General features: G+C 70.7%; 8 protein-coding genes and 1 riboswitch. Of the genes, 5 read left to right on the plus strand and 3 right to left on the minus strand.

Features of this window, described 5'->3' with window-relative positions; all coding sequences use genetic code 11:
- Window positions 1-686 precede the first annotated feature (686 nt).
- A riboswitch (TPP riboswitch) is annotated at window positions 687-790 on the plus strand.
- A gap of 94 nt (window positions 791-884) precedes the next feature.
- The 4 genes from HFP89_RS13090 to HFP89_RS13105 all read left to right on the plus strand — a co-directional run bounded on the left by HFP89_RS13090 (window position 885) and on the right by HFP89_RS13105 (window position 5,432).
- A complete protein-coding gene (locus HFP89_RS13090; RefSeq protein ID WP_168718117.1) occupies window positions 885-3,017 on the plus strand; it encodes a TonB-dependent receptor in 2,133 nt (710 codons plus the stop codon).
- Window positions 3,007-3,639, plus strand: a complete 633-nt coding sequence (gene pnuC, locus HFP89_RS13095) for a nicotinamide riboside transporter PnuC (protein ID WP_206212366.1) — start codon at window positions 3,007-3,009, stop codon at window positions 3,637-3,639. Before HFP89_RS13090 ends, pnuC begins: the two co-directional genes overlap by 11 nt.
- An 8-nt stretch (window positions 3,640-3,647) precedes the next feature.
- A complete protein-coding gene (locus tag HFP89_RS13100; RefSeq protein ID WP_168718118.1) occupies window positions 3,648-4,382 on the plus strand; it encodes a phosphotransferase in 735 nt (244 codons plus the stop codon).
- Between the two features lie 429 nt (window positions 4,383-4,811).
- Window positions 4,812-5,432: a hypothetical protein gene (locus tag HFP89_RS13105; RefSeq protein ID WP_168718119.1), complete on the plus strand. Its 621-nt coding sequence runs from the start codon at window positions 4,812-4,814 to the stop codon at window positions 5,430-5,432.
- A gap of 125 nt (window positions 5,433-5,557) precedes the next feature.
- Here HFP89_RS13105 and HFP89_RS13110 read toward each other — a convergent pair whose 3' ends face one another.
- Window positions 5,558-6,226 (minus strand): response regulator transcription factor, encoded by a 669-nt coding sequence (locus HFP89_RS13110; RefSeq protein WP_168718120.1) that lies wholly within the window; start codon window positions 6,224-6,226, stop codon window positions 5,558-5,560.
- A 90-nt stretch (window positions 6,227-6,316) separates the two neighbouring features.
- On the minus strand, window positions 6,317-7,087 hold the full coding sequence (locus tag HFP89_RS13115; protein WP_168718121.1) for a 3-hydroxybutyrate dehydrogenase: 771 nt from the start codon (window positions 7,085-7,087) through the stop codon (window positions 6,317-6,319).
- Between the two features lie 138 nt (window positions 7,088-7,225).
- Between HFP89_RS13115 and HFP89_RS13120 the strand changes: the two genes are divergently transcribed.
- Window positions 7,226-8,929, plus strand: a complete 1,704-nt coding sequence (locus tag HFP89_RS13120) for a 3-hydroxybutyrate oligomer hydrolase family protein (protein ID WP_168718122.1) — start codon at window positions 7,226-7,228, stop codon at window positions 8,927-8,929.
- A 172-nt stretch (window positions 8,930-9,101) separates the two neighbouring features.
- On the opposite strand, the gene HFP89_RS13125 is transcribed toward HFP89_RS13120, so the two are convergent.
- Entirely contained in the window at window positions 9,102-11,993 is a 2,892-nt protein-coding gene (locus tag HFP89_RS13125; protein ID WP_168718123.1) for a winged helix-turn-helix domain-containing protein, read from the minus strand.
- Window positions 11,994-12,069: the final 76 nt, after the last annotated feature.

The raw sequence follows: 12,069 nt of genomic DNA on the forward strand, positions 1-12,069 counted from the left end.
GCGGAGGTTCCTGTTGGAGGCCGCTTGCGGGCGAAGGGTGGTCCGGCCGGTTCGCGAGCAAGCTCCCTCCAACAGTCGATTCCGGCGAGGCGCTGTTTCCGTCTGTTGGAGGCCGCTTGCGGGCGAAGGGTGGCGGGGGCGGTTCGCGCGCAAGCGCCCTCCAACAGGCGGATCTGGCGGAGGTTCCTGTTGGAGGCCGCTTGAGGGCGAAGGGTGGTCCGGCCGGTTCGCGAGCAAGCTCCCTCCAACAGTCGATTCCGGCGAGGCGCTGCTTCCGTCTGTTGGAGGCCGCCCGCGGGCGAAGGGTGGCGGGGGCGGTTCGCGCGCAAGCGCCCTCCAACAGGCGGATCTGGCGGAGGTTCCTGTTGGAGGCCGCTTGCGGGCGAAGGTCGGCCCGGCCGGTTCGCGAGCAAGTTCCCTCCAGCAGTCGATTCCGGCGAGGCGCTGACCGGATGGCGGCGCTTGTCATGACCATCGGGGCCACGATGGTCATGACAAGCCTGCCTCGCATCAGCTGGCGCAGCCAGCGGCGAAACGCTTCTGAAGTTGAAGTCACACTCGAAGTCGACGCTGCAACCAGAGACCAGGATCACGAGTAGCCAGAACCGACCCTCGACCACTACACGCCGTCTCGGCGCCACCGAACTCTCCACCCCCAGACTGTCCTCCAACCCGGATACAATCGACGAACTTCCGCGGGGCGGCGTTCGCGCCTGAGACATCCATCCGGATGGACCCGTCGAACCTGATCCGGTTCATGCCGGCGTAGGGACTGGAACCCGCAAGGCAGCGTGTCTGCATTCGCATTCGCGGCCGCCGCGCTTCAGACGTTTCCCAACGTGCAGACCGGGTCTCCACTGGATTTCGACCGGAGACTCTCGACCATGAAAACGCTTCTTTCCACCGCCGCGCTGATCGCGGTTTCCCCCTTGTTGTTCGCCCAGACCGAGCGGCCGCCCGAGCCCGAGGACCAGGACGTGCTGGTCTACGAGCCCATCGTGGTCACGGCCGAATTCCGCGAGCGCGGGCTGCTGGATTCCAGCGGCAGCACCACGGTGATCGGCGCCGAGACCCTCGACGCGCGCAACGCCGAGCACATCGAGCAGGTGCTGAACCTGGCGCCGAACGTGAACTTCTCGACCGGTGCCTCGCGCGGACGCTTCTTCCAGATCCGCGGCATCGGCGAGCGCAGCCAGTTCGTCGAGCCCATGAATGCCTCGGTCGGCCTGCTGATCGACGGGATCGACCTGACCGGCCTGGGCGGTGCGGCGACGACCGTGGACATCGAGCAGGTGGAAGTGCTGCGCGGGCCGCAGGGCACCCTGTTCGGCGCCAACGCGCTGGCCGGGATGATCAACATGGTCTCGGGCAGCCCGACCGACGTGCTGACCGGCCGCTTCGCCGGCCGGCTCGGCGACTACGGCGCCCGCGCCGCCGAGGGCATGCTGTCCGGTCCGCTGGGCGACACGCTCGGCTTCCGCGCGGCGTATTCGACGGTGCAGGGCGACGGCTTCCAGGACAACGCCTTCCTCGGCATCGACGACAACGGCCGGATCGACGAACAGACGCTCCGCACCAAGCTGCGCTGGCAGCCGAGTGCCGACCTGCAGGTCGACCTGACCGGCCTGTTCCTCGACATCGACAACGGCTACGACGGCTTCTCGCTGGACAACACGCGCACCACGCTGTCGGACCAGCCCGGCTTCGACCGCCAGGAAACGCGGGCCGGCTCGGCGCGCGTGGACTGGCGGGCCCATCGCGATTTCCGGGTCGAAGCGTTGCTCGGCCGGGTCGAGGCCGACCTCGAGTACGGCTACGACGAGGACTGGAGCTTCATCGGCTTCTGCGAGGTGTTCGACTGCGTGTTCGATGCCTACTCCTCGTTCGACAACTACATCCGCGCCAACGACAACACCACGCTGGACGTCCGCGCGGTCTCGGCCTCGGCACCCGGCGAGTTCGGCTGGGTGGTCGGCGCCTACGGACGCGACCAGGTCCAGGAACTCCAGCGCGTCTACACCTTCCAGGCCGAGGATTTCTTCAGCGACTACGACACGGAGAACCGCGCCGTCTACGGTCGCATCGATGCCCCGCTGGCGCGTCGCTGGACGCTGGTTGCCGGCCTGCGCTACGAGCAGCGCGACGCGCGCTACGCCGACAGTGACGGCGCGGCCTTCGACACCGATGAGGGGATGTGGGGCGGCCGGCTGGCGCTGGAGTACCGGACCGGCGCCGGGCTCTGGTATGCGCTGGCCTCGCGCGGCTACAAGGCCGGCGGCGTCAACAGCGACTCGGCGGTGCCGGACGACCAGCGCCGCTACGACACCGAGTCGATGTGGAACTACGAACTCGGCGTCAAGACGCGACTCCTGGACGACCGGATCGATCTGCGTGCGGCCGTCTTCTTCCAGGACCGCGACGACGTGCAGACCGACCAGGCGCTGGTCCTGCCGATCGAAGGCGAGGCCTGTCCCTGCGAATTCATCGACTACCAGACCAACGCCGCGGCCGCTCGGAGTTACGGACTGGAACTGGAGTTGAACTGGCGCGTGAATCGCGTCTTCGAGACCTTCGCCAGCGTGGGCCTGCTGGAAACGGAGTTCGTCGACTTCCTGAACTTCTCGCACATCGAGGCCGACCCGGACAGCGGGACGCCGTTCGACATGGACGGCCGCGAACTGCCGCAGGCGCCGAGCTACCAGCTGGCGCTGGGCGCGGTCTGGGCCTTCGCGCCGGGCTGGACGCTGCGCGGCGAGGTCGAGGCCAAGGACGATTTCCGGTTTTCCAGCCGACACGAAGTCGGATCGAACGCCTACGAGCTGCTCCATCTCCGGCTGGGCTACCGCACGCCGCGCTGGGACCTGGCGCTGTTCGCGCGCAACCTGACCGACGAGACGATCCGGACCCGCGGCTTCGGCAGCTTCGGCAACGATCCTCGCGACGGCTACGCGGTCGAGCCGTACTTCCAGTTCGGCGCGCCGCGCACCTTCGGGGTGTCGGCCAGCTATGCCTTCTGAGCCCGCCTGGCTCGATCGCATGACCGCGGCCTGGGCGCAGACCTCGGCTTGGGAACTGCTGGCCGTGGCGCTGGCGCTGGCCTACCTGCTGCTGGCCGTGCGCCAGAGTCGCTGGTGCTGGGCGGCGGCCCTGGCCAGCACGGCGATCTTCAGCGTACTGTTCTGGAACGTGCAGCTGCTGATGCAGTCGGCGCTGAACGTCTACTACATGGCCATGGCCGTGTACGGCTGGTGGCACTGGCAGCACGGCGGGCAGGCCGACACGCCGCTGCCGGTGCGTCGCTGGCCGCTGCGCGCCCACGCGCGGGCCATCGCGGTGATCGTGCTGGCCGCGCTGCTGACGGGGGCCGTGCTGGCGAACCACAGCGAAGCGGCCCGGCCCTATCTCGATGCCCTGATCACCTGGGGCGCGGTGGTGACCACCTTCATGGTCGCGCGCAAGGTGCTGGAGAACTGGGCCTACTGGATGGTCATCAACAGCCTGGCCGTCGTGCTGTTCCTCGACCGCGGCATGCAGGCCACGGCCGCCCTGCATGCGGCCTACCTGGTGATCTCGGTCTTCGGCTGGCAGCGCTGGCGAAGGGACGAGCGAGCGCCCGGCGCGGCGTCGGCGCGGGGATGATTCCGGCCGTGACCCGACCCGACGCCGTCCTGGACGGCTGGCGCGACTGGCCGCTGCCGCTGACCCATCGACCGCGGGTGCAGGGCGAGGTGCCGGGCGGCCGGACCAATCGCACCTTCCGGCTCGCCGGTCCCGGGCTGGGCCACGACCTGCTGCTGCGGATCAATTGCCCCGATCCGGGCCGGCTCGGGATCGACCGCGAGCGCGAGCGCGACATTGTCGTTCGCACCGCCGAGGCCGGCCTGTCGCGCCCCTTCCTGCACTGGGACCCGGCGCATCGGTTCGTGGTCTTTCCCTGGCTGGACGGACAGCCATGGACCGGGCGCGACCTGTTCGACCGTGCCCAGCGCGACCGGCTATGGCCGCTGCTGGAGCGGCTCGGCGAGATCGAGCTCGATCATCCGCGGCGGTCCTATGCCGAGTACCTTCGCGCCTATCTGGGCCGCCTGGCCAGCGCCGGTCGGCTCGACGCTCGGCTGGACCGCGCATGGCGCGACTTCGAGCCGCGTCTCGAGGCCTTCGATGGCGCGCCCTGGCCGGCGCGGCTGGTGCACCACGACCTGGTCCCGGCCAACATCCTCGACCTCGGTGATTCGCTGATCCTGATCGACTGGGAATACGCCGCGCCCGGCCACCCCGACATCGACCGCTGGAGCGTCGAGCCGGAGACGGTCGGCGAGCCCTTCATCGCCGAGTTGATGACCTGGATCAACCGGCTCTGGGAGCGCCTGGTCGTCGCCTGAGCCGGGCCTTCGGCACCTGCGGCGATCGGATCCGATCGAGATGAATCCATTCAGAACCGAGGCCTGGGCGCTTTCCGCCTGGCGCTTCCGTGTCTGGTGGGCCATGCGACAAATCAGGTAACGCTCAGAGCCACTGTGCCGGCGCGAATCAAGGCGCGTTTCGCAGGGAATGGCCGCTCCCTTGCCAGGAAACGCAACGCCGAGTCGCGCCGGCAGAGTGGCGCCCGAAGGGCCGTCGCACCCGCACCGTATGCTGCGTTCCGCTCGCTCGACGGCCCGGCAAGGACGCCCGCACTCGCGGGCCTTGCATACGACGCGGGTGCGACGGCCGAGTGCCACCTCATTTGCCGCATGGCCCACTAGGGTGATCGCTCTAGAAATCCTCGCTAGCTTCGATCCCACGGCCAATCACGCTGATGGAGTCCGAACATGGTTCGATCGATCAAGGCGCATTTCGTCCTCTTCCTCGGTACCTGGATGTGGCTTGTCGGCGTCCAGCACGCAAGCGCTCAAGCCTGGGACGGTGAATCGAGCCAGGCCATCCGGATCGCCGATTTCGGGCTCGAAGAGCAGATTCCTTCGGCCATCGACCTGGTCGGCCCCGAGCACGGCGCCGCCGGCCGCAGCCGTGCGATCCTGGCCCAGCGCGTCCAGTGCTGGATCGACGGGCTCGAACGCTGCACGTTTGCCGACCGCAACGACCCGCGCGTCCGCGCCGTTCGCCGCTTCCTCGGCCTCGGTCCGGACGACCGCGACGCCGCCGTGATCGTCCACTTCCCGGACCGCACCCAGGTCCAGGTCCGTCTCGTCCGCGCGGCCGACCCCGGCCCCGATACGCTGATCCAGAGCGCCTATGCACCGGTCGTCCTGGCCGACACCGCGCGCGCGCCCGACCTGCCGACCGTCCCGTCGCAGCCCGGACAGCTCGACGGCTTCGCCTACCAGGGCACGTCGGAGATTCGCGCCGCGCTGGATCGCCTGAAACGCCGGCTGGAAATGCCGGAAATTCCGGCGTTCGCGCTGCCAGCGGCGGAGTTTTCCGTGGACTGAGCGCAGGCCCGGGGACGGTGGGGCGTCGGCTGCGGACAGCATCGCAGCCGGTCGAACGAGGCCCGGCGCACACGCGTCCGGTCCTCGTTCGATCGCGATCGGCATGCCGGTTTGCTGTTGACTTGCTAACCGTCCTCGATCCGGGCCGCCGGCTCGATCAACTCCAGCCGGCGGAACGCCACGCCGGCCTGGGTCCGGTTGCGGACCCCCAGGCGCTGGAAGATTTCGCTCATGTGGGCCTTGACGGTGCGTTCCTGGATGCCCAGGTCGTCGGCGATCTGCTTGTTGAGCTGGCCGTCGGCGACGCGCGAAAGGACCTTGTACTGCTGCGGAGTCAGTTGGCCGATTCGATGGGCCAGTGCGGCGTCCTCGTCGTCGGCGTGTTCGGCATCGACGGCGGCGGCCAGCCGCTCCGGCACCCAGCTGCGGCAGTCGAGCACGGTTTCGATGGCCGTCCCGAGTTCGTCGAGACCGGCGCTTTTCGGAATGAAGCCGGCCGCGCCCTGGTCGAGCGCGCGGCGGATGACGCGCGGATCCTCGTTGGCCGAGACCACGACCACGGCGACTTCGGGGTGCAGGCCGCGCAGCCGGGCCAGGCCGGCGAGGCCCTGGCTGCCGGGCATGTGGAGGTCGAGCAGGACCAGGTCGATCGGCGCCGAGTCGGTCAGGCGCACGAGCGTGGTGTCGAAATCGGGCGCTTCGAGCAGCTCGACGGCCTCGACGGTGGCGGCCACCGCCTGGGCCAGGGCGGCCCGGAACAGCGGGTGATCGTCGGCAATGACGATTCGAAGCATCCGAGAGACCGCGCGAGGGATTCCGCGTAGAGGATACGCGCTCGGACGAACGAAGGCGAATCGACGTCGATGCGTCGGTCGTCGTTCGGCCTACTGCACGGTCCAGCCGCCGTCGACGACCAGCGCCTGGCCGGTCATGTTGCGCGCGACCGGCGAGATCAGGAACGCGGCGATACCGGCCAGTTCTTCGAAGCTGATGAACACGCCCTTCGGCATCGGTTTCAGCATGATCGTCTCGACGACTTCGTCCTCGCTCAGCCCGTGCATCCGCGCCTGGTCGGCGATCTGCTTCTCGACCAGCGGGGTCTTCACGTAGGTCGGGCAGATCGTGTTGATGGTGATGTCGGCATCGGCGGTCTCCAGCGCGATGACCTTCGAGAAGCCGATCAGGCCGTGCTTTGCCGCGACGTAGGCGCTCTTGTAGGCGCTGGCGACCAGCGAGTGGATCGAGCCGATGTTGACGATGCGGCCGAAGCCGTGCTCGCGCATGCCGGGCAGCACGGCGCGGGTCAGCCGGGCCACGCCGGTCAGCATGACCTGGATCAGCAGGTCCCATTGCTCGATCGGAAAGTCCTCGAGCTTCGAGACGTGCTGCAGGCCGGCGTTGTTGACCAGTACTTCGACCGGGCCGTCCAGCGCGGCCAGCACGGCGGCCACCGAATCATCGTCGGTGACGTCCAGCGCATGGCCGCGGGCGCGACCGCCGCGGTCGCGGATGCCGGCGGCGGTGCGCTCGGCCGCCTCGGCGTCGAGATCGGTGCAGATCAGTTCGTGGCCGTCGGTGGCCAGCTGTTCGGCGATGCCGGCACCGATGCCGCTGCCGGCACCGGTGACGAGAATGCGGCGGGGGGTGGCGCTCATGGGCGGTCGAGATCGTGTAACGGGACGATGCCAATCTAGCACCGGCTCCCGGTCCGGGCAGGTGTACCAAAGTCCAGCCTGCGCCCGTCTGCGCGAGTGCTAGATTGCGGGACAGTGTCCATCCCGCCGGTTCCGATCATGCGCCGTTCCCCTGTTCTGCCGTCCATTCTCGCTGCCGTCGTGTTGACCGCCTGCGCCGGGTCCGGCCCACCGAAGGCCGACATCGAGCGCGGCGAGGACCGTCGCCATGCCGATCTGCTGACCGCCGGGCTCGGCTTGGACGGGCTGCGCCAGCCACCGCGCCTGCCCGAAGACGGAACCGCACCGACGCCCGCAGAGCTGCGTCGGCTGGCCGTGCACAGCAATTACGCCGGCCTGATCGATCGCAGTTCCGGGGCGGGTCTCGAAGCGCTGCCAGCGATCCCGGGCGTCGAGCGTCACGGCTGGGTCCGGCTGCCGGGCCGCCGGCACCCGGCGAGGCTGATGGTGCAGGTGCCCGATGCGCTCGACACCGCGCGTCCCTGCCTGGTCGTGTCGGCCTCGTCGGGCTCGCGCGGCATCTACGGCGCGCTGCCGGTCGGCGGGCCGTGGGCGCTGCCGCGCGGCTGTGCCTTCGCGACCACCGACAAGGGCGCCGGCACCGACCTGTTCGATCATCCCAGCGACACCGGCGTGACGCTGGACGGCACCCGCGCGGCCCGCGGCGAAGCGGCGCTGGGGTTCGCACCGCCCGCGCTGGATAGGCTGCGCGTGTCGCTGCCGCACGCGCATTCCGGCGATCACCCGGAGGCCGACTGGGGCCGCTACACGATCGAGGCGGCGCGCTTCGGCCTCGAAACGCTGGAGGCGCTGTGGTCCGGACCGGAACCGATGCCGGAGGTCCGCGTGATCGCCGTCGGCCTGTCCAACGGCGGCGGTGCGGTGCTGCGCGCGCTCGAGCAGGCGCCGACGGGGCTGTTCGACGCCGCCGTGGTGGCCGCGCCCAACGTGACCCCGCCCGGCGCCCGGCCGCTGTTCGACTACGCGACCGAGGCCGCGCTGTTTCAACCCTGCCTGCTGGCCGATCCGCAGGCGCTGGCCGGGCTGCCGTTGGCCAACCCGATGCTGGTCGGCCCGGCCCGGGCCCGCTGCGAATCGCTGGCCGCCGCCGGCCTGATCGATGAACCCACGCCCGCTGCGGCGCGTGCAGTCCTCGAGGCCGGCGGCTTCGATGAGCACGCGCTGACCCAGGTCGCGGTCAACGTCACGCTGGACGTCTGGCGCTCGGTCGCGGCGCTCTACGCCTCGTCGTATCTGCGCAGCTCGGTCGACGCGATGCCCTGCGGCTACACCAGCGGCGTGCGCGGCCCCGAGGGCGCCACCGTCGCGGCCGGTGCCGTGGCCCGCAACCTGTGGTGGGCCACCTCGTCGGGCGTGGTGCCGGGCGGCGGTGTGGAGTGGGTCCAGCCGGTCGACGGCGAGTCCTCCGACCCCCACTTCGAGCGCCTGGCCTGCCTGCGGGCGCTGTGGACCGGCGACGGCCCCGACGCCCGCGCGCTGCGCCGCGCCGTCGAGGCCACCCGGGCGACGGCCGAGCTGCCGGCGATCCCGATCGTCGTGCTGCACGGTCGCCGGGACGGCCTGATCCCGGCCGCGTTCAGCGCCCGCCCGTACATCGAAGCCGCCCGCACCGCCGGCGCGGACGAACTCGAATACCGCGAGATCGAAAACGCCCAGCACTTCGACAGCCTGGTCGCGTTTCCCGGGCTGGCCGGGACCTACGTACCGCTGCTGCCCCTGACCTGGGCGGCGATGGACGAGGTCGCGGCAAGGCTGGACCGGCAGGAGACGGCCGGCCGCTGACGTCTCGGGTCAGCGGGCGGTTCGGTCGGCCAGGGGATGGCCCGGCCGGTTCGCGAGCACGCTCCCTGCAACAGGCGAAATTCTCGCGCTGCCGGACGAGGGCCTCTCGAAGGCCGCGTGCGGGCGAAGGCGGGTACGTCGCGGGCCGCCGGCGGCACCGCCGCGCCTGCGGTCACTGCCCGTCGGCGGCGCGGCCCAACGCCTGGGCCGCGGCCATCAGCGGCAGGAAGCCCTGTTGACCGGCGGTGGTTTCGACCCAGGCCAGGTGCTGTCGAGCGAGTTCGGCGTCCGAGACGCGGCCGCGCAACAGCGCAGCCCGCAGGCGCTGCTCGGCGTCGGGCGCGGCATCGAGACGGGCTTCGATGTCGGCCAGCACGGTCCGGGCTTCCTCGTCGCGCCCCTGTTCGACCAGCGCCGCGGCGACCAGCAGCAGCGAGTCGGTTTCGCGGTGCGGGACGCGGATCTCGGTGAAGCGTCGCGCCAGCTCTCGGCCCTCCTGCTCGGCCTGGACCAGGGCGCCTTCGGCCAGCGCCACGCGGGCCAGGTTCAGGCGCGAGACCAGCAGATGGTTGTCGGCGCCGATGCTCGCCATCAATTCTCGACCGGCATCGAATTCGGCCCGGGCCTCGGTCACGCGTCCCAGCTGCAGCGCCCGCTCGCCGCGCACGTTGTGAACCACGGCCAGCTCGGCGGCGTCCTCGATCGCCAGGCCGTCGATCTCGGTGAGTACGGCATCGACGTCTTCCAGCCGGCCGGCGCCGACCAGGATCGCGCCCAGCGTGGTCAGGGCCCGGGTCTGCATCAGCACTGCGCCCTGTGCGGCGAACGCGTCGGCGGCCTGGCGGACGCGAAGCTCGGCGCTGAGCAGGTCGCCCTCCCGGCGGTGGATCAGGCCGAGGTTGTAGGACACCCGCGCGATGTCGGTCTGCGCGCCCAGCAGTTCGAACAGCGTCAGCGATTCCTCGGCCAGTTCGATCGAGCGACGCATGTCGCGCCGGTCGCCGGCAATCGCGGCCAGGTTGCCCAGCGCCAGGGCCTCCCCGCGAAGGTCCGAGGCATCGCGGAATGCGTCCAGGGCGCGCTGGAACAAGGGTTCGGCGTCGATCAGCCGGCCCGAACGAGCCAGCAGCAGGCCGTGGTTCAGCAGCGCCGCCGCCTCGCCCTGGCGATCGCCGAACTGGCGGAAATGACTGGCGGCCTCGACCAGGCCCTCGATGGCCGGCTCCAGCCGCTGCTGGCGGGCCAGCAGGGTACTGATCCGGACCTGGGCGCGCGCCTTGCGACGCAGATCGGCCAGCCGCTGGAACTCGGCAATGGCGGCCTGGGCCGCTTCGGTGGCCTCGGCCAGCCGGCCGCTGCGCTCGAGCACGTCGGACAGGGTCAGGCGCGCCTCGGCGGCGTCGATCGGCGCCGGAATGGCATCGAAGGCCTCCAGCGCCGTCTCGGCCGAGGCCAGCGCCGGCTCCAGTCGGCCCTGCAGAAAATCGATCCGGGCGGCCAGCAGCACGGCCCGGGCCTGCTGCAGCAGGTTGCCGGACGTATCGTCGACGGCCGCCAGCCGTTCGGCCGCGGTCTCCATGTCGCCGAGGCCGATCAGCGCGCGCACTGCGGCCAGCCGGGCTTCGACCACCAGTCCGGGCGCCGATGCCTCGGCCAGCGGCATGGCGCGCAGCGCGGCCTCGAGCTGCTGCGCATGATCGCCGGCCGCCTCGGCCAGTTCGGCATCGAGCAGGGCCACCCGGGGATCGTCGGGCAGGTTCAGGCGCAGCGAGTCCAGCGCTTCGCGCGCGGCTGCGAGCCGTCCCGCGGCAATCTGGGCCCCGACCAGACGGCGTGACACCTCGGGTTCGGGGAAGAATTCGTTGAGCGCCTGCAGCCGGTCGGCGGCCAGGTCGTGGTCGAAGCCCAGCGTTGCCGCGATCGCCTCGAGGTCGAGCCGATCGCGGCGTGGCCACAGCCGGGTCGCGGCCAGCACGCGCTGGCTGCTGGCCCGCGCGGCCTCGAGATCGCCCCGCTCGGCATGCGCGAGACTGGCCAGGTGTTCCAGCCGAGGGGAATCCGGCGCCTCGGTGCGGGCCTGCGCGATGCGGCGCAGTGCTTCATCGGGTTGCAGTGCGGCCAGTGCGGCCAGCGCATCGAAGTAGCCACGCTGCGCCGCCACGGCGCGCGGCAGTCGGGTGCGCAGGCCGGCGGCATCGGCCGCCGGCGGGCGATCGAAGCCCAGCCGCTGGCGGATCGCGTCGGCCATGCCGATGGTCAGTTCGGCCACGTCCCAGTCGCCGTGGCCTCGCTCCAGGCTGCCGAGAATCTCGCCGCTGCCGGGCCGGCGCAGCTGGGCGACCAGGCGCGCACCGTCGATCCCGGCGCTGAGGTAGCGCCCCTCGACCACGAAGTCGACCCCGTCCAGCGCCGCGTTCGCGCCATCGCCCTGTGGGTCCACGGTCAGCACCCGGAACCCGCCGAGTTCGACCAGCGCGTGACCGAGGTAGGTTTCCAGCGCCGGGGCGAGCCAGTCCAGCGAGGCATCGTCGCTGGCATTGACCATCCCGCGCAGCGCGATCACCGGCGGCTGCTCGGCGTCCGCCGGCGCGTCGACGGCACGCTGGCCTACGAGCAGCAGCCACAGCCCGCCGACGATCAGCAGGGCCAGCAGCGCAGGCCAGGCCCGCGGCAGGACCGACCGCGGCGCGACCTCGGGTTCGGTCGACGGCGGCAGGGGGGCGGGCGCAGGCGTCGGTCGGGAGGCGGCGTCGGGCACGACCGCGCAGTCGGCGATGAACTGGTAGCCCAGCCGTCGGCGCGTGGCGATCAGGCGCGGATCGCTGCTGGAATCGCCCAGCGCCTGACGCAGTTCCTTGATGGTCTGCGCCACCGAGCTGAACGAGGTGGCCTGGTGGCCCCAGACGTCGTCGAGCAGCTGGTCGCGCGAGACCACCGCCGGGGCGCGTTCGAGCAGGCAGACCAGCACCGCGAAGGTCTGCGGCCGCAGCGCGATCGGGCCGTCCGGGCCGGTGACCGATTTTTCGTCGGTGTCGAGTTCGAAGCGATCGAAACGGATCTTCACGCGCTGCGTCCCCTTTGCCGCCGCCGCAGTCCAATCCTCCGGTGGCGGATGCAAGTCCTTATTTTCACGCTAATTT

The sequence above is a fragment of the Wenzhouxiangella sp. XN79A genome, from assembly GCF_012272825.1.
In the GTDB taxonomy this organism is placed as follows: domain Bacteria; phylum Pseudomonadota; class Gammaproteobacteria; order Xanthomonadales; family Wenzhouxiangellaceae.